This is a genomic window from Pseudomonas paraversuta, from assembly GCF_904063065.1.
Taxonomy (GTDB): Bacteria; Pseudomonadota; Gammaproteobacteria; order Pseudomonadales; family Pseudomonadaceae; genus Aquipseudomonas; species Aquipseudomonas paraversuta.
The window spans coordinates 553,822-571,082 of record NZ_CAJFCL010000001.1; the positions used below are offsets into that span (position 1 = coordinate 553,822).

15 protein-coding genes are annotated in these 17,261 nt (G+C 61.1%); 8 read left to right on the forward strand and 7 right to left on the reverse strand.

Translation table 11 applies throughout. From position 1 onward, the window contains the following. From JQ845_RS02530 to JQ845_RS02540, 3 genes are all read left to right on the forward strand, one after another. Complete coding sequence (locus JQ845_RS02530; protein ID WP_203008106.1) at positions 1-1,452, forward strand: mannose-1-phosphate guanylyltransferase/mannose-6-phosphate isomerase; 1,452 nt, start codon at positions 1-3, stop codon at positions 1,450-1,452. Between the two features lie 153 nt (positions 1,453-1,605). Further along, positions 1,606-2,070: a hypothetical protein gene (locus tag JQ845_RS02535; RefSeq protein WP_003440059.1), complete on the forward strand. Its 465-nt coding sequence runs from the start codon at positions 1,606-1,608 to the stop codon at positions 2,068-2,070. A 10-nt stretch (positions 2,071-2,080) separates the two neighbouring features. Next, the gene (locus tag JQ845_RS02540; RefSeq protein ID WP_003440057.1) at positions 2,081-2,899 is read left to right on the forward strand and encodes an SDR family oxidoreductase; all 819 of its coding nucleotides are present in this window, start codon (positions 2,081-2,083) and stop codon (positions 2,897-2,899) included. A 50-nt stretch (positions 2,900-2,949) separates the two neighbouring features. Here the strand turns inward: JQ845_RS02540 and JQ845_RS02545 are convergent, their stop codons facing one another. Further along, on the reverse strand, positions 2,950-3,834 hold the full coding sequence (locus JQ845_RS02545) for a LysR family transcriptional regulator (protein ID WP_003440032.1): 885 nt from the start codon (positions 3,832-3,834) through the stop codon (positions 2,950-2,952). A 109-nt stretch (positions 3,835-3,943) separates the two neighbouring features. Here JQ845_RS02545 and JQ845_RS02550 point away from each other — a divergent pair, with 109 nt between their 5' ends. Then, on the forward strand, positions 3,944-5,167 hold the full coding sequence (locus JQ845_RS02550) for an MFS transporter (protein ID WP_203008109.1): 1,224 nt from the start codon (positions 3,944-3,946) through the stop codon (positions 5,165-5,167). 14 nt (positions 5,168-5,181) lie between these two features. Then, on the forward strand, positions 5,182-5,577 hold the full coding sequence (locus JQ845_RS02555) for a DUF4440 domain-containing protein (protein ID WP_160628376.1): 396 nt from the start codon (positions 5,182-5,184) through the stop codon (positions 5,575-5,577). A gap of 52 nt (positions 5,578-5,629) precedes the next feature. Here JQ845_RS02555 and JQ845_RS02560 read toward each other — a convergent pair whose 3' ends face one another. The 4 genes from JQ845_RS02560 to JQ845_RS02575 are packed head-to-tail and all read right to left on the reverse strand — an operon-like array spanning position 5,630 to position 10,418. Continuing rightward, a complete protein-coding gene (locus JQ845_RS02560) occupies positions 5,630-6,496 on the reverse strand; it encodes an efflux RND transporter periplasmic adaptor subunit (protein WP_003440026.1) in 867 nt (288 codons plus the stop codon). A gap of 10 nt (positions 6,497-6,506) precedes the next feature. Beyond that, the gene (locus JQ845_RS02565) at positions 6,507-6,707 is read right to left on the reverse strand and encodes a DUF1656 domain-containing protein (protein WP_003440024.1); all 201 of its coding nucleotides are present in this window, start codon (positions 6,705-6,707) and stop codon (positions 6,507-6,509) included. Beyond that, entirely contained in the window at positions 6,697-8,883 is a 2,187-nt protein-coding gene (locus JQ845_RS02570) for an FUSC family protein (RefSeq protein ID WP_202210999.1), read from the reverse strand. Before JQ845_RS02570 ends, JQ845_RS02565 begins: the two co-directional genes overlap by 11 nt. Before the next feature lie 23 nt (positions 8,884-8,906). Further along, the gene (locus tag JQ845_RS02575) at positions 8,907-10,418 is read right to left on the reverse strand and encodes an efflux transporter outer membrane subunit (RefSeq protein ID WP_003440021.1); all 1,512 of its coding nucleotides are present in this window, start codon (positions 10,416-10,418) and stop codon (positions 8,907-8,909) included. A gap of 213 nt (positions 10,419-10,631) precedes the next feature. Between JQ845_RS02575 and JQ845_RS02580 the strand changes: the two genes are divergently transcribed. After that, the gene (locus tag JQ845_RS02580) at positions 10,632-11,564 is read left to right on the forward strand and encodes a LysR family transcriptional regulator (protein ID WP_003440018.1); all 933 of its coding nucleotides are present in this window, start codon (positions 10,632-10,634) and stop codon (positions 11,562-11,564) included. A gap of 84 nt (positions 11,565-11,648) precedes the next feature. Beyond that, positions 11,649-12,638 (forward strand): 2-hydroxyacid dehydrogenase, encoded by a 990-nt coding sequence (locus JQ845_RS02585; protein ID WP_003440015.1) that lies wholly within the window; start codon positions 11,649-11,651, stop codon positions 12,636-12,638. Positions 12,639-12,770: 132 nt separating this feature from the next. Here the strand turns inward: JQ845_RS02585 and JQ845_RS02590 are convergent, their stop codons facing one another. Then, complete coding sequence (locus tag JQ845_RS02590; RefSeq protein ID WP_160628378.1) at positions 12,771-13,667, reverse strand: DMT family transporter; 897 nt, start codon at positions 13,665-13,667, stop codon at positions 12,771-12,773. Positions 13,668-13,801: 134 nt separating this feature from the next. Here JQ845_RS02590 and JQ845_RS02595 point away from each other — a divergent pair, with 134 nt between their 5' ends. Beyond that, positions 13,802-14,677, forward strand: a complete 876-nt coding sequence (locus JQ845_RS02595; RefSeq protein WP_003440011.1) for a helix-turn-helix domain-containing protein — start codon at positions 13,802-13,804, stop codon at positions 14,675-14,677. Between the two features lie 122 nt (positions 14,678-14,799). On the opposite strand, the gene JQ845_RS02600 is transcribed toward JQ845_RS02595, so the two are convergent. Continuing rightward, on the reverse strand, positions 14,800-17,226 hold the full coding sequence (locus JQ845_RS02600) for a TonB-dependent siderophore receptor (RefSeq protein ID WP_203008111.1): 2,427 nt from the start codon (positions 17,224-17,226) through the stop codon (positions 14,800-14,802). Positions 17,227-17,261: the final 35 nt, after the last annotated feature.

Below are 17,261 nucleotides of genomic sequence, written 5' to 3' on the forward strand. Positions count from 1 at the left end.
ATGATTCCGGTAATTCTTTCTGGTGGTAGCGGTTCGCGTCTGTGGCCTTTGTCGCGCAAGCAGTTTCCCAAGCAGTTTCTGGCCCTGACCGGCGAGCAGACCCTGTTCCAGCAAACCCTCGAACGCCTGGTATTCGAAGGCATGCAGGCGCCGATCGTGGTGTGCAACAAAGACCACCGTTTTATCGTCAATGAGCAATTGGCCAACCGCAGGCTCGAGACCCAGCGCATCCTCATGGAACCTTTCGGGCGCAACACCGCGCCTGCCGTGGCGTTGACGGCGATGATGCTGATCAATGAAGGCCGCGACGAGTTGATGCTGGTACTGCCCGCCGACCACGTACTGGAAGACCAGAAAGCCCTGCAACGGGCGCTGGCCCTGGCCACCGTGGCCGCCGAGCGCGGCGAAATGGTGTTGTTCGGCGTGCCGGCCCTCAAGCCCGAAACCGGCTATGGCTATATCAAGTCCGCAGCCGACGGCTTACTGCCCGAAGGCGTCAGCCGGGTCGCATCCTTCGTCGAAAAACCTGATGCCAAACGCGCTGCCGAGTTTGTCAAAAGCGGCGGCTATTTCTGGAACAGCGGCATGTTTCTGTTCCGCGCCAGCCGCTTTCTCGAAGAGCTCAAACAGCATGAGCCGGATATCTATGACACCTGTGTGCTGACCCTGGAGCGCAGCCTGCAGGATGTCGACACCATCGACATCGACGACGCCACCTTCGCCTGCTGCCCGGACAACTCCATCGACTATGCCGTGATGGAAAAAACCCTGCGCGCCTGTGTTGTCCCGCTGACCGCAGGCTGGAGTGACGTGGGCTGCTGGTCATCGCTGTGGGACGTCAATGAAAAAGACGTCAACGGCAACGTCTGCAAGGGCGATGTGGTCATTCAGGACAGTACCAACTGCATGATCCACGGCAACGGCAAACTGGTATCGGTGATCGGTCTGGACAGCATTGTGGTGGTGGAAACCAAGGACGCAATGATGATCGCCCACAAGGACAAGGTTCAGGGGGTCAAACAGATGGTCAACACCCTGAACAAACAAGGCCGCAGCGAAACCCAGAACCATTGCGAGGTCTATCGTCCGTGGGGCTCATATGACTCGGTGGACATGGGCGGGCGGTTCCAGGTCAAACATATTTCGGTCAAGCCCGGCGCCTGCCTGTCGCTGCAAATGCACCACCACCGCGCCGAGCACTGGATCGTGGTTTCGGGCACGGCAGAGGTGACCTGCGACGAGAACGTGTTCCTGCTCACCGAAAACCAGTCGACCTATATCCCGATTGCCTCGGTCCACCGCCTGCGCAACCCGGGGAAAATCGCCCTGGAAATTATCGAAGTGCAGTCCGGCAGCTATCTGGGCGAAGACGACATCGAGCGCTTTGAAGATGTATACGGACGCTCGACGCCAGTGGGCCGTGGCGTGTCGATCAAGACCATCGCCCAGTAGTCGCTGCCGCAGGCCATTGCTTTCGGCTCTGCGGCGAACAAAAAACCTCGCAGCCTGCGGCAGCGATTACAAGTGCCGCAGAGCGGCATCGTGCTTGATGCCGCGCGCTTCACCCCTCATGCTGACAGCTCATCTTCAGTCAAGGCGAGCGTCATGCTTATCGGCGTTTTACTGATCTTCACCTGGCTCATCCTGCTGCTGCGCTATCCGTCCAAGGCCTTGCCGGTGTCGCTGGCGGCAGTGATCGGCCTGGGTCTGGTGGCAGCCTCAGTGGCGTGGCTGGACAACCGCGAAGCCCGGCAACTGGCACGGCTTGAGCTGCGTATTACTTATGCCCCCGGCGAATGCCCGGCTGACCGCCCCCTCTCTGTTACCCTGCGCAATGGCAATGACGTACCGCTGATCGAGCTGAGCTGGCGTATCGCGGCCTATGCTCCGGGCGATACCGTCAACCTCGCCGACAACCTCTACACTGCCCCGCGCTATCGCGGACCCGGCGAGCTGCAAGGCGCTGCGAGCTGGCATGACTGTTTGCCCATGCCGACCTTGCGCGCCGGCTATCGCCCGCAGACCCTGGAATTTCGCGCAGAGCGCCTGCAAGGCAGCTTTTCCAACTAAGGATTTTTTGATGCCCCGTGTCTTGATCACCGGTTGTTCCAGTGGCATTGGCCGCGCGCTGGCCGATGTCTTCCACAAGGCCGGCCATGAGGTCTGGGCCTGTGCCCGCAAACCGCAAGATGTGGCCCGACTGGCCACGGCCGGGTTTAACGCGGTGCAACTGGATGTGAATGATCCGCCAGCGCTGGCGCTCCTGGCCGAACGTCTGGCCGATGACGGTCTGGACATGCTGATCAACAACGCCGGTTATGGCGCCATGGGTCCGGTGCTCGATGCCGGCGTCGAGGGCATGCAGCGCCAGTTTGAAACCAATGTTTTTTCCGTGGTCGGCGTCACCCGTGCCCTGTTTCCGGCATTGCGCCGCAACAACGGACTGGTGGTGAACATAGGCAGCGTTTCCGGGGTGCTGGTCACTCCGTTTGCCGGAGCCTACTGCGCCTCGAAAGCCGCCGTGCACGCCCTGAGCGATGCCCTGCGCATGGAACTGGCCCCCTTTGGCATTCGCGTGCTGGAAGTACAGCCCGGCGCCATCGATACCTCGTTCGCCAGCAATGCCTGCGCCGAGGCTGAAGTGCTGATTGCCCAGGATTCGCCCTGGTGGCCGATGCGTGAAGGTATCCGCGCTCGCGCCAGGGCTTCACAAGACAAGCCGACGCCGGTGGCAGCGCTTGCCGAAGCGGTGTTCAACGCCACGCAAAAAACCAGGCCGCCGGCGCTATTGCGTTACGGCAATGGCAGCCGTGCCCTGCCGCTGCTGGCCGCGTTGCTGCCGGGCTGCCTGCTGCAAAAAATCCTCATGAAGCGGTTCGGGTTAAATACCGGGAACTGAAGAACTGTCACCTGTAGGAGCGAGCTTTAGAGGCTCGCGCCTGCCGTTTTTTAGCTCTGGTGTTTCATGAAATCGATAAACACCCGCACTTTGAGCGGCAGATGGCGGGTATCGGGATACAGGGCGTACACCCCCTGGCGGGTCAGTTGCCATTCAGGCAGCAGGTGAATCAGGCGGCCGGTGCGCAAGTCGTCTTCGATCAGCCAGTCGGGCAGGATCGCCACGCCCTGCCCGGTCAGGGCAAAGGCGCGTAACACCGAGGAATTGTCGGCCTTGATCCGCGCCCTGGCGGGGTTGGGTTGATAGGCCTGAGTCGCTGCATGGCCGACATGGCTGATACTCAACTCCCCGACCCGCCCGTGCTCCAGCCACGGGGTCTGCTCAAGGGCATGCACGGAGTCGATGGGCGCCACGCTGGCGACAAATGCCGGTGAGGCCACGGGCAGAATAGCGAAAGTACTCAATTGCACGGCCCGATGGCTGGAGTCCACCACCCGGCCGAGCCGCAGGGCCACGTCAAAACGCTCGGAGATCAAGTCTGCGTGGGTCGATGAAGTGGACAACTGCACCTTGAGATCGCGGTGCAGGTCACGAAACAGCTCCAGCGCCGGCACCACCTTGGCCAGTGCATATTCCACAGTGGTGGTAATGCGTAATGTGCCCTTGAGCTCGGTGTGTTCGCTGCGGGCTTCGTCTATCGCCAGTTGCGCGGCTTCCAGCATGCTCAGGCAGTGCAGATAAAAACGCTCGCCGGCCTCGGTCAGCGCCAGCCGCCGGGTGTTGCGCGTCAGCAGGGTCACCCCCAGCTCGGCCTCCAGCCGCTTGATATTAAAGCTCACCACCGCGCGGGTCTGGCCCAGCAAATCGGCGGCGGCGGTCAGGGAGCCGGCTTCGACCACAGCTTTGAAGGTGTCGAATCGATCGAGACTGACCATGCTGAATACCGCCCATTGTCAAAATAATTTTGACAATCTAGCAGCCCGGACGCCGTTCCTCCAATCGCAAAAGCAGCCTACTGTGCCCGGCGCAATCAAGGAGCCGGTCATGGCCTATCGCAACAAAATCGCCCTGGTGTATTTACTGGGCTACGCACTGGATCTGCTGAACATGTTCGCCGCCGCCATTGCCTACCCCGACATCAGCCAACAACTGCAGGCTTCGGTCAGCCAGCTGGGCTGGGTCGGCAATGCCTACATGCTCGGCCTGACCCTGGTCATCATCCCCGGCGTGTGGCTGGCGGCAGTGTTTGGCGAAAAGCGCCTGATCATGGCCTCGCTCTTGCTGTTCAGCCTGGCGTCATGGGGCGTGGCGCAGGCAGGCTCGATTGAGGCGCTGATTGGTTGGCGCCTGCTGCAGGGGCTGGGCGGCGGGTTATTGATTCCGGTCGGCCAGGCCATGGTCTATCGGCATTTCCCCGTACGCGAACGGGCTCGCCTGACCTCGGTGATTTTGCTGGTGGCGTTGTTGGTGCCCGCGCTGTCGCCGACCCTGGGTGGGCGGATCGTGGAGGCATGGTCATGGCGCTGGGTGTTTTATGCCAACTTGCCGCTGGCGTTACTGGCGCTGTTGCTGGCCGGCTGCTGGCTCAAATCAGAGTCGCCCCCGACCCCACGCCCGACGCTGAATTACCACAGCCTGGTAACCGGAGCCCGGAGCATGGGGGGCTTGCTGAAAAGCCCGTTGTTGCGGGTGGCGATGCTCACTTATCTGTTCATCCCCGGGATTTTTATCGGCACCCAGCTGGTGAGTATTTTGTATTTTCACCAATCGGGTTTAAGCCCCGCGCAGACCGGGGCCCTGATGCTGCCGTGGGCACTGGCCTCGGCCCTGGGCATTAGCCTGAGCCGCTATCAATTCAATCACCTCGGGCCAAAACCCCTGCTCCTGCTGGGCATGACGGCCCAGGCAGCGGGTATTGCGCTGTTGATCCAGGTGGATGCATCAAGCACATGGCAGACGATGGCGCTGTACGGACTCATGGGCTTTGGCGGCAGCCTGTGCAGCAGTACCGCGCAAAACACCGCGTTTATTGATGTCAGTGCCCAGCGCATGGGCCATGCCAGCGCGCTGTGGAATATCAACCGGCAGTTGAGTTTTCTGCTCGGCCCGGCGTTGATGATGGGCCTGTTCGCGGCTTTGACCGCGCTCACCTCGACGCCCCGCGCCTTTGCCCTATGCTTTGCCATCGGCGCCGCGTTGACCCTGTTGCCGCTGTTTGCAGTGTTACGCCTCAATACCCCACGCGTGCTGGCGTTGCTGGCACCCTGACCGAAGAGAAATTGATGACTGACTATTCGCGCTACTTCGACCTTGTAACCGAAACCCACGTCGAGATTGAAGGCTGGTTTTCCGGACTTGAGCCAGGGGTGCTGCCCACCTTGCTCGGGCGTTTTTCAGAGCAGTTTTCGATGATCACGCCCAGCGGCAAAGAGCTGGACGCGAACGCTGTAGAGGCGCTGTTTGAACAGCTGCGCGGTGCCCGTCCGGGGCTGAAGATCACCCTGAGTGACTTCAAGGGCATCGCCCTGTATAGGGACGGCGCGGTGGTCAGCTACCGCGAGTTGCAAGAGGAACACAACGGCAACCGTACCGATCGACGCGCCACCGTGGTGTTTGAAAAGGACGCCAGTGCCAAGGTGCTGTGGCGCCATTTGCATGAGACCTTCAGCGCGGATTGATACCCCGGGCAGGCCCTGTGGGAGCTGGCAAGCCAGCTCCCACAAAAAAACATTATTGCGCTGCTGCATCCTGCTGCACGATCACCGTGCAGGTGGTGCCCGCTGCCAGCAGGAAGCCGTCGGGGATTTCGTCGATGTGGATCCGCACCGGTACCCGCTGCGCCAGGCGCACCCAGTTGAATGTAGGGTTAACGTCGGCCACCAGCTCCCGGCTCTCGGGGTTGTCGCGGTCGTAGATGCCCCGGGAAATGCTTTCAACATGGCCCTTCAATACTTCGCCGCTCATCATCTGCAGGTCGGCTTTGTCGCCCACGCGAATGTGCGGCAGTTTGGTTTCTTCGAAGAAGCCATAAACCCAGAACGAGTCCATGTCGATCACCGCCATTTTCGGATCGCCGACCCGCGCATAGTCACCGCGATGCACATTGAGGTTGGTCACGTAACCGTCCACCGTAGCCAGTACCTTGGTCCGCTTGAGGTCCAGTTGCGCCGCGTCCAGCTGGGCCAGGGCGTGCTGGTAATCGGCCAGGGCCGAGTCGGCGATGTTGCTGGCGTCGTCGCGGTTCTCGCGGGAGATCACCATGCTGTCCATGTCTGCCCGGCGATGGGCATTGACCTTGCGCATCTCCCAGGTGGCCTTGCGGGACGCCACCAGCGATTGCGCCTGCTTGACCATGATCTGGTAGTGCTCGGGGTCGATTTCCAGCAGAACGTCGCCCTTTTTCACCAACTGGTTGTCCTTGACCGGTACCCCGACCACGTAGCCGTTAACGTCGGCAGCAACGTTGATAATGTCGGCCCGCACCCGACCATCACGGGTCCAGGGGGTATTCATGTAATGCTCCCAGAGGGTGCGGCCGATCCATATGGCAAGGGCCAGAACCAGCAAGGTGGCAAGCAGGCTGAAAAACTTTTTCATCGGATCGGTCTCAACGGTAAACAGTGAGCGCCATGGCGCCAAAAAGACAAGCAAACAGGCTCAGGCGCAGCAGCGCCGGGTGCCAGAAGAAGCGGTACAGGTCGTAACCGGAAATCAGTCGGTCAAAGCCCCATGCCAACCCCGCCGCGATAAAAAACATCAGGGTCATACTGGGCATGTAGACGCCGTGGAAGGCGATTTCACGAGGCATGTTCAGTTCCTTGCGGCCGGGCGTAGGCCGCCAGCGGCGATTGCGGATCAAGCAGAGAGGTACGGATAAAATGCAGGTAGCTCTGCACCCGGACCAGCGCCGAGGTATCAAAGTTACGGGCGAACGGTTCATCGGTGGCCTGAACCCGGCCGATGGCGTGATCAACCGCAATCAGTGCACGTTCAAGGTTGCTGTTACTGGGCGCGATGAACAGACGCACCAGCGCCCGGCCCATCACCCGGATGGCCTGCCGCCATGGCTGAGACTCGGCGTAGGCCGGATGCACAGGCAGAATTGCCTGCTCCTTGCGCAACTCGATGATCGCGTGGCCGACTTCCAGCACCACAAACATCCAGCGCAACAATTGGCGCTGCACCTTGGGCTGACCGGCAGCCAGACCATAGGCCTGGTGCATCAGGTCGCGGGTACGGCTTTCCAGGCTGGAACCCAGACCGCGCAACTTGCCGCTGATGGCGTACACCACCTGCTCGCGCAGGTCCTGCTCCAGACGGCTCCATAACCAGCGGCTGTTGGGCGGCAGAATGATCGCCCCCGCTGCCGCGCAGACCAGCATGCCCAGCACCATCGCGATGTAGTCATTGATGAACTGGTACGGGTTGTAGATGGTCAGGTTGTCCGGAACCGAGCCGGTACTGAAAAAGATCAGCAAGCCTAGGCCAACCCCGGCGTATTTGGCCCTCGAGGTGAGGAACGAGCCAAATATGATCACCGGCGCCAGTACCAGGCACAACAGCGGGAAACCGTCGATACGGGGCAGCACGAAGAACATTTCGACAAAGCCCACCAACGCACCGATAAAGGTGCCGCAGGCCATCTGGAACGCCATGCGTTTGGGGTTGGGGGTGGCTGCGGACAACCCCACGGTAGCAGCGGCAATCAGGGTCATGGTGGCGCCGCTGGGCCAGGCCGTCATCACCCAGTAGGTGCCGAGCACCACCAGAATGAACGCTGCCCGAATCCCCGAGGCGGCCGCCGACCACCAGTTGGTTTGCGAGATGAAGGGTTGGTCCCAACGCTCCCGCTCGTGGGTGTGATCAACCAGCGAGGCGTGGGTCTGTGCGTAGTTGTGCAGGTCGTCAACAAAGCGGAACAACAGTTCATAGGCCGTGTTGAAGTCCAGGAAATCCGAAGGGCCCGGATCGGTTTCAAGGAAGCTCACCCGCAGTGCACGCACATGCCCCGGCAGGCCGGCCTTGAATGTCTCCAGCTGCTCGGCCAGCAGCACCGCGTCCTTGTCCGTCAACGAGCGCCCGGCGTAGGTCTCGAGCAACTGCGCGAGCAATTCCAGTTCCGGTTCGATGGCCGATACCACCTGCACCACACCGCGGCTACGAAGACGCGCAAGCAATTGGTGCAGAGCATTGAAGCGGGTGGTGATGGCCATGAACTCACTGTTCAAACGACTCAAACGGCCACTGCGACGACGCATGTGCGGGTCTTCAAACACCGTTACGCTGCGCATGCCTTCCAGGCCAACACTCTCGGCGATAAAACGCACGTTGCTGGCTTCATACTCCTCTTGCGAGGACTGCCCGCGCAGGCCTTCAGCCACAAAACCGGCGAAGACCCCAAAGCGTTTGTACAGCGCGTCATGCATGGCCGCGCCTGCGGTCTTGGGCAAGATCGCAGCACTGACCACCGTAGAACAGAGGATGCCCAGGGAGATTTCCAGCACTCGCCAGACCGCGGCCATAAAGGCGCCATCGGGATGGGCCAGTGCGGGCAGGCCGACCATCGCTGCGGTGTAACCGGCCAGGACAAAACCATAGGCCCGGAAGTTACGGCAACGGGCCGCACCGGCCGAGCAGATGCCGACCCAGATCGCCAGCGAGCCAAGGAACAACACGGTGTTCTGAGCAAACAAAGCGATCAGCGCGACCATCACCGCCGAGCCGGTCAGGGTGCCCAAAAACCGGTAAAAACTTTTGGCGAACACCTGGCCACTTTGCGGTTGCATCACGATAAATACGGTGATCATCGCGGTGCGTGGCTGTGGCAGCTCAAGGCGCATGGCCAGCCACAGGGTCAAAAAGGCCGCGACCAATACTTTGAAAATGTGCACCCAGGTCACGCCATCGCTGCGCACCCAGTCATAGAAGCCACGGCGCCATTCCAGGGAATACAGCCAGCGTACCGGGGCGGGCAAGTGGTTCATTTACAGGCTCTCGGGGTTGAGCATCAATGTACAAACGGCGCCATGACAGCTGGCGGTTTGTCGGGGACGTAACGATCTTGTTTCGGCACATCGCTGCCGGCACCAAGGCCGCCACCCAGCGCTGTCACCAACTCGGCATGGGCAACCAGGCGTGCGGCCTGGACCTGCTGCTGCACTTGCTGCTGACGGAACAGCAGGGTTTGCGCGTTGAGAACGTTGAGGTAGTCGGTAAGGCCGCGCTGATAGGCAAGCATGGCGATGTCATAGGTTTTCTGTGCTGCCGCAACCGACTCGGCGGCGAACACCTGCTGCTTGTCCATGGACTCGCGCTTGATCAACTGATCGGAAATGCCCTTGAGCGCAGTGACCAGGGTCTGGTTGTACTTGGCTGTGGCCATGTCATAACCGCTGGCAGCCACACCCAGTTGCGAGCGCAGGCGGCCGCCATCAAAGATCGGCAGCGAAATCGCCGGGCCGACGTTGTAGTTGAGTTTTTTCGCGCTCAGAAACTCCAGGGCGCCGCCACCGGTGGCCATGAAGCCAAGACTGGCCACCAGGTCGACGTTGGGATAGAAGTCGGCATGGGCCACGTCAATGCCACGGGCCTGGGCCGCCACTTCCCAGCGGCTGGCCACCACGTCCGGACGCTGGCCCAGCAGTTCGGCCGGCAGCCTGGAAGGCAGTTTGAGTGCGGTATTGAGCGCCAGCACCGGCCGCTTGAGACGAGCACCCTCCCCCGGCCCTTTGCCCGCCAGGGCGGCCAGCTGGTTGCGGGTGAGGGCGATTTCTTCTTCCCGGGCGTCGATCTGGCGATGGATTTCGGGCAGCGGGGCTTGCGCCTGGCTGACTTCGAAGTGCGTGCCGATGCCGCCGTCCAGACGCTTTTGCGCCAGATCGAGGATCTGCTCTTGCTGATGCAGGGTCGACTCGATGATGTCGAGCTGGGCAAAGTGCAGGGACAACTGGATATAGGCGCGAATCACGTTGTTCTGCAATTCAAGTTGCGCCTGGCGCGCTTCGGCGACGCTCATGTGCGCCATGTCCACGGCCTGTTCGGTGGTGTTGCTGTCGCGGCCCCACAGGTCGAGGGAAAAACTGAAGCCCAATGCCGCGTTGTTGTCCCAGGTGGTGGAATTGTCCAGCTCACCGGGGCCATAGAATTGGTCAGACGGCCAGTTGTGGCGTTTGAGCGTCGAGTCGCCATTGATCTGCAGCGACTGCGCCGACTCGGCGATCCCGGCCATGGCCCGGGCCTGACGCACACGGGCGGCAGCCATGGCCATGGTTGGACTACCCTGCACTGCAAGGCTGATCCAGGCATCCAGTTGCGGGTCGCCATAAGCGTGCCACCATTGAGCCTTGGGCCAGTTGGCGTCTTGCGCGGCGTTTTCAATGGCCTCGTCGGTGACCAGAGTATTAGCGGCGAGCATCGTGTCTTTTGGACCGATACCACCGAAGCTGATGCAGCCGTTTAATGCCAACGATAAAGCCAGAACACTGAGGGCTTTAAGCTCTCTGCTGATGCGACGTTGCACTGCTGCAAATACCTGAGGGAGAAAGGAGGGATAAAACTGAAGAACACAATTCTAGGCTCTGGCAGGTGCAGCGATAAGCTGGCATTAATGTGAATCTTTATTACCATTCTTGGGATAATCCGTTGGTCTTATGCAAACCTGCCAGTAAACGCTGAAACTTCGTGTCACAATTTGTCGCTGCTTGTTGTCGTTGCCCCTACTTGAGAGCACTCCATGGACACTTTGCAAAACATGCGCGCCTTCAGTTGCGTAGCCGAAGCCGGAAGTTTCACCGCCGCGGCTGCCATGCTGGATACCACCACGGCCAACGTCTCGCGCGCGGTCTCCAACCTTGAGGCCCACCTGCAAACCCGCCTGCTCAACCGCACCACCCGACGCATCGCCCTGACCGAAGCCGGCAAACGTTATTTGTTGCGCTGCGAGCAGATCCTGGCCTATGTCGAAGAAGCCGAAGCCGAGGCCAGTGACGCCCACTCGCGCCCGGCCGGCCAGCTCAAGGTGCACACCATGACCGGCATCGGTCAGCACTATGTGATCGACGCCATCGCCCGTTATCGCAAGACCCATCCTGATGTGACCTTCGACCTGACCCTGGCCAACCGCGTGCCGGACTTGCTCAACGAGGGCTACGACGTGTCCATCGTGCTCGCCAGCGAGCTGCCGGATTCCGGGTTTGTTTCGCAACGTCTGGGCATCACCTACAGCATCGTCTGCGCCTCCCCCGGCTACGTGAAAACCAATGGCACCGCGGACAAGCCCGGCGACCTGCTCAACCACGCTTGCCTGCGCCTGGTAAGCCCGGTGATCGCGCTGGATAAATGGGTATTCGAAGGGCCGGAAGGTCAGGAGATGGTCTTGATCAACTCCTCGCCGTTTCTGGTCAACTCGGCCGATGCGATGAAAACCGCCATTACCAGCGGCATGGGCGTCGGCATTTTGCCGGTGTATGCGGCCATCGAAGGTCTGCGCAACGGCACCCTGGTGCGCATGCTGCCCAAGTACCGTTCCCAGGAGCTGAACCTGTACGCCATCTACCCCTCGCGCCAGTACCTGGATGCGAAGATCAAAACCTGGGTGGAGTACATGCGCGGGTCGTTGCCGGAGATTCTGGCAGCCCATCAGACTGAGCTGGCGACCTATAGCTGACAGTCGAAACCTTCAGGTATTGGCGGATGAACGGCGGGAATGTTAGCGTGCTTACATTCCCGACAGCCGATGAGTCTTGTTCAGATGAGCCTTTCCAGCACCAAGAAAACCGTACTTGCCTTCAGCCGTGTCACCCCCCGGATGGTCGAGCGCCTGCAACAGGATTTCAACGTCATCGTGCCCGATCCCAAGCTGGGCGATCTCAATGCCCAGTTCGATGAAGCCCTGCCCCACGCCCACGGTTTGATCGGCGTGGGCCGCAAGCTGGGGCGCAAGCAACTGGAGAACGCCAGGCAACTGGAAGTGGTCTCCAGCGTATCGGTGGGCTACGACAACTACGATGTCGACTACTTCAACGAACGCGGGATCATGCTGACCAACACCCCGGACGTGCTCACCGAAAGCACCGCTGACCTGGGTTTCACCCTGATCATGAGCAGCGCCCGCCGGGTGGCGGAACTGGATGCATGGACCAAGGCCGGGCAATGGCAGGCCAGCGTGCCGCCTGCGTTGTTTGGCAGCGACGTACATGGCAAGACCCTGGGCATTGTGGGCATGGGCAATATCGGCGCGGCCATCGCCCGTCGTGGTCGCCTGGGGTTCAACATGCCCATCCTCTACAGCGGCAACAGCCGCAAGACTGCCGTCGAGCAAGAGCTGGGGGCGCAGTTCCGCAGCCTGGACCAGTTGCTGGCCGAAGCCGATTTCGTGTGCCTGGTGGTACCGCTGAGCGAAAAAACCAGACACCTGATCAGCCGGCGCGAGCTGGGGCTGATGAAGAAAAGTGCAATTCTGGTGAATATCTCCCGTGGTCCGGTGGTGGATGAACCGGCGCTGATCGAAGCCCTGCAAAACGGTACGATTCGCGGCGCGGGACTGGATGTGTATGAAAAAGAGCCGCTGGCAGAGTCACCGTTGTTTGCGTTGAAAAACGCCGTGACCTTGCCGCACATCGGCTCGGCGACCCATGAAACCCGGGAAGCCATGGCCAATCGTGCCCTGGACAACCTGCGCAGTGCCCTGCTGGGCGAACGCCCGCAGGATCTGGTGAACCCGCAGGTCTTTAAAGGCTGATACGGCATTGATCTGATCCTGATCTGATCCTGATCTGATCTGATCCTGTAGGAGCGAGCTTGCTCGCGAGCTTTTGGAACAGCTCGCGAGCAAGCTCGCTCCTACAGGGGGGCGGTGTTCGAGGTTCGAGGTTCAGGCCAGTTTTGCGGCCATAGGTACCACCCGGGGTTTGCGAAACACCAGCACGTTGCCCAGCATCACCAGTACCAGACCGGCCAGTGCCGGGGCTGTCCACTGGTAGCCCTCGGCAAACGCCGACACATTGAGTGCCACCAGCGGAAACAATACCGTGCAGTACGCTGCCCGCTCCGGGCCCATGCGCCCGACCAGGGTCAGGTAGGCGGTGAAACCTATCACCGACCCCGGGATCACCAGGTACAACAACGAGCCGATGTAACGGGCGTTCCATTCCATGGTGAACGCAATGCCGCTGAAGGCGCAGTACAGCGCCAGCATGCCGGCGCCATAGAGCATGCCCCAGGCGTTAGTGGTCAGCGGTTTGAGCCCGGCTTTTTGCTGCAGGCTCGACAGCATGTTGCCCGCCGAAAAACACAGGGTGCCGATCAATGCCAGCCCCAGCCCCAGCAGGATCTGCGGGGTCGCGGTATGCCCGCTCAACTCCGGCCAGAACAGCAGCCCCAACCCGAACAACCCCAGTGCACCTCCGGCGATTACGTTGCGGGCGATTTTCTGCTTGAAGAAGATCCGCGCGTTCAGCGCGTTCCACAGCGTGGCGGTGGAAAACACCACGGCGATCAAGCCTGTGGTCAGCCACTGACTGGCGGTCAAAAAGCACATGAAGTTGACGCAGAACAGACACAGGCCCTGCGCCAGGCAAATCAGATGCCCGCGCCGGTTCATGGTTTGCAGCCGACGCGTCAGCAACAACACCGCGAACAGCACCAGTGCCGCCAGGCCAAAGCGATAGACGATGGACACCGGTATGGCCACCACCCCCAATTGCAGTTTGAGGGCGATCCAGGTCGTGCCCCAGATCAACACGGTCAACAAGTACAGGGATAGGTTCATGGCAAGCTCCTGGAGATGGCTTGCAGTCTGCGATGCAATGCCGGGGCGCACTTGCAGATTCTTGCGCTTTTGTGGCCCCGGGGCTGGCAGCGCTGATGCGACGGAGTAGGATGCGAAGGGTTGGAGTAATCACCATGTCTGCATTCGATACCCTGCAAGTTTTTCAATCCATGAGCCGCTCGCCCAATGCCCGTCTGGAGCACAGTGCCGAGCTCGGTGACGGTATGGCCGCAGCCTTGTGGACCAACCATCACGATGCCCGCGACTATCAGGCGCCGACTCATCACACCCTGTCGTGCTACATCTCGGGTGGCACCGGGACCTTTCGCCGGGAGCAGCCGGGGGCAACGGGTGCGCCGGGCAAACTCTGCGTGCTGCCTGCCGATCATCAGTCGGCCTGGGTGATCAATGGCGCCATTCGCCTGGCCCATGTGTATGTCAGCCAGGAGCAATTCGCCCTGGGTTGCGTGACATTGCTCGACCGCGAACCTCGCGAGCTGCAACTGCGCGAAATCACCTTTTTCGATGACGAACAACAAACCCGGCGCTTTCATCAGTTGATCCAGCTGAACTGGAGCGAACCCGGCGAACGCCTGCTCACCAGCAGCCTGGCCAGCGAGTTGCTCGATCATGCGTTGCTCAGTCAGGTGGGGATGCGCAGCGGGCTGCAACTCAAGGGCGGGCTGGCGGCGTATCAACGACGCCAGTTGGTGGACATGATTGAGCAGCAGCTGGCCGAGCCGTTGAACATTGGCCAACTGGCCGCGCACTGCGCATTGTCGCCTTACCACTTTGCCCGCATGTTTCGCCAGAGTTTCGGCGTGCCGCCTCACCAGTATCTGCTGGCGCGCCGCCTGGCTCGCGCCCGGGATTTGCTGCGCAACAGCGCGATGGGGCTGGGTGACATTGCACTGGCCTGCGGCTTTGCCAGCGCCAGCCACTTCGCCAACCGGTTCAAACAGACCCTGGGGGGGACGCCGGGGGAGTATCGGGCGGCGTTCAGGCCTTGAAAGCCACAACATCAACCAAATTAACCTGTAGGAGCGAGCTTGCCTCGCGAGCTGTGGGCTATCTGCGAGATTGCTGAAGAGCTCGCGAGGCAAGCTCGCTCCTGCAGGGGGCGGGGGGCGGGTCAGAACTCCAGGGTGGTGGATACGCTCACTTGCCGCGCATCGCCCATGGAGACAAACATCCGGCTCGCCGCCGAGGTGTAGTAAACCCGGTCGAAGAGGTTTTTGACGTTGAGCTGCACTTTGAGCTTTTGCCCTTCGAGCTGGGTGTCGTAGGTGACAAAGGCATCGGCCACGGTGTAGGACGGCAGGTCGAAATCGTTCAGGGCGTCGCCTGCACGCTCACCCACATAGCGCGCTCCGGCACCGACCCGCAATTTGTCGCCGCCAACAATGTTGCCAAAGTCATAGACCGCCGATAGCGAGCCGCTGTTTTTAGCCACGTTCTGCAAGCGCATGCCCTGGTAGGTGGCGTCCTTGGTGACTTCGGCATCGGTGTAGGCATAGCTGCCGATCAGGCTCCACTGTTCGCTCAACTGACCGCTGACATCCAGCTCCAGGCCGCGGGAGCTGACCTGGCCTGCCGTCGAGTACAACGTGTCATCACCCACGGTGGTGGATACCAGAACGTTGCGCTTTTTGATGTCGAACAGCGCCGCGCTGGCGGTGATGCGCCCTGGAATATCCAGTTTGGCCCCCAGTTCCCAGGACTTGGCCTGCTCCGGGGCGATGGCCGAATCCAGCACCACGCCGCCGGTCAGGGGTGCGATGCTGGAGTTGGGCTTGAACGATTCGGTGTAGCTGCCGTAGAACGACAATTCATCGCTGTATTGATAGACCAGACCCGCCCGCGGTATCCATTTGACGCCGTTGGTATCGGTGTTGGCCTTGAACGGGATGCCCTTGCCCGCGAGCTGGTCGTACTTCTGGAAACGGCCGCCTGCCACCAGAATCCATTTATCGGTCAGGTGGATGGAGTCCTGGGCGAACAATGAATCGCTGCGCAGCAAGTCGGTCTGGTTGCTGTCACTGGCGCTGACCGTGGTGCCCGCCACTTCGCGACCATATACCGGGTCGAGATAGCTGAACGGGTATTGGCTGTTCTGCCGAATCAGATCCGCACGATAGATTTTGCGGTACTCATCATCCACCCCGAACACCAGATCATGCTGCATGCCCGCAACCTGAACCTTGCCTTGCAGGCTGGCAGTGGTGAAGCGGTCGGTGGTGATGGCGCCCCGGGTGCCATCCATTTTGCGGGTCAGGGTACCGCTGGCCGGGTCGACGGCCGTCACCCGGACCTGGCTGGCGTCGTAGGTTTCGCGGTTCCAGCTGTAGCCGAAATGGGCTTTCCAGTCGTCATTGAGGTCGTGATCGACTTCAAGGCGATACAGGTCCGAGCGCCCCTGCATGTTGTTGAAGGGTTCGTCGAGGCGGCGCGTGGCCGGGATATCCAGCGGATGATTGGTGGCCGGGTTGATCGCCGTGCCCCGGTCAAAGGGGGTCAGAAACTCGCGATGTTCGTAGGCCAGCAGCACCTGGGTGTTGTCGCCATACCAGGCCAGCGACGGGGCGATCAGGGTCTCGCGGTGCAGGCCAAAGTTGCGCCAGTAATCTTCATCTTCATGATCGATGATCATCCGGTAGGCCAGCCCGGAATCCCCCAGCGGGCCGGTGCTGTCCAGTGTCCCGCCACTGCCGTTTTTGCCGGCACCATAGCTGGAGCCTTTTACCGTCAGTGCGTTGTACTGCTGCAGTTGCGGCTTTTTGCTGACCACGTTGACCACCCCGCCCGGGTCCTGGATTCCGTAGAGCAAGGACGCCGGCCCCTTGAGCACTTCGACCCGCTCGGTGGCGGCATTCAGCGCCCGGCCCTGCACCAGCGGCATGCCATCGCGCATGATCGAGCCGTCGCGGTTGTCGCCAAAGCCACGTTTCATTACCGAGTCCTGGGTCCCGCCCAGCGTGTTGCCCTGGGTGATGCCGCTGATATTGTTCAGCGCGTCATCCAGATTGCGCGGCACCTGGTCGCGAATGACCTGGGCGGCGACCACGTTGATGGTCTGCGGAATCTCCATCGACGTGCCCGTGCCACGCATCACCGAGGTACTGGCCGGAGGCTGATAGCTGGTGTCACTGACGGCCTGGGAGGTGATGCTGGTGGCCCCCAGGTTCAGGGCGCCGGCCTCGGGTCGGGGTTCGAGGGCAAAGGTGCTGGCATCGGTGCGCCGTGCATTCAAGCCCGACTGCGCGAGCAACTGCTGCAAGGCCTGCTCGGCACCCATGCGCCCTTCGACCGCCGGGGCTTGCAGGCCGAAGGGTGCTTCGTCGGTGTAGACCACGCTGAGGCCGGTCAGCCGGCTGAAGTCGCTGAGGGCCCGGGGCAACGGCTCGGCCGGCAGATTGAAATCAAACAGAGCACCGGTTTGCTGCACAGTGGCACCGGCTGCCATGGCGACAGACAAAGGCGTTAACACCAGACCGGCCATCAAAGCCGAAACGCTCAACCACTGTTTAACCGAACCGCCTGCCGCTGACGTGGACTTCATGCTCATGACCTGTGTGCCAACCTGATACGGAATGC

Excerpts from the sequence above, each read along its gene's own strand:
- JQ845_RS02600 (WP_203008111.1), bottom strand. The coding sequence starts at position 17,226 with ATGAAGTCCACGTCAGCGGCAGGCGGTTCGGTTAAACAGTGGTTGAGC.
- JQ845_RS02555 (WP_160628376.1), top strand. The coding sequence starts at position 5,182 with ATGACTGACTATTCGCGCTACTTCGACCTTGTAACCGAAACCCACGTC.
- JQ845_RS02530 (WP_203008106.1), top strand. The coding sequence starts at position 1 with ATGATTCCGGTAATTCTTTCTGGTGGTAGCGGTTCGCGTCTGTGGCCT.
- JQ845_RS02560 (WP_003440026.1), bottom strand. The coding sequence starts at position 6,496 with ATGAAAAAGTTTTTCAGCCTGCTTGCCACCTTGCTGGTTCTGGCCCTT.
- JQ845_RS02570 (WP_202210999.1), bottom strand. The coding sequence starts at position 8,883 with ATGAACCACTTGCCCGCCCCGGTACGCTGGCTGTATTCCCTGGAATGG.
- JQ845_RS02565 (WP_003440024.1), bottom strand. The coding sequence starts at position 6,707 with ATGCCTCGTGAAATCGCCTTCCACGGCGTCTACATGCCCAGTATGACC.
- JQ845_RS02550 (WP_203008109.1), top strand. The coding sequence starts at position 3,944 with ATGGCCTATCGCAACAAAATCGCCCTGGTGTATTTACTGGGCTACGCA.
- JQ845_RS02580 (WP_003440018.1), top strand. The coding sequence starts at position 10,632 with ATGGACACTTTGCAAAACATGCGCGCCTTCAGTTGCGTAGCCGAAGCC.
- JQ845_RS02540 (WP_003440057.1), top strand. The coding sequence starts at position 2,081 with ATGCCCCGTGTCTTGATCACCGGTTGTTCCAGTGGCATTGGCCGCGCG.
- JQ845_RS02585 (WP_003440015.1), top strand. The coding sequence starts at position 11,649 with ATGAGCCTTTCCAGCACCAAGAAAACCGTACTTGCCTTCAGCCGTGTC.
- JQ845_RS02545 (WP_003440032.1), bottom strand. The coding sequence starts at position 3,834 with ATGGTCAGTCTCGATCGATTCGACACCTTCAAAGCTGTGGTCGAAGCC.
- JQ845_RS02535 (WP_003440059.1), top strand. The coding sequence starts at position 1,606 with ATGCTTATCGGCGTTTTACTGATCTTCACCTGGCTCATCCTGCTGCTG.
- JQ845_RS02595 (WP_003440011.1), top strand. The coding sequence starts at position 13,802 with ATGTCTGCATTCGATACCCTGCAAGTTTTTCAATCCATGAGCCGCTCG.
- JQ845_RS02590 (WP_160628378.1), bottom strand. The coding sequence starts at position 13,667 with ATGAACCTATCCCTGTACTTGTTGACCGTGTTGATCTGGGGCACGACC.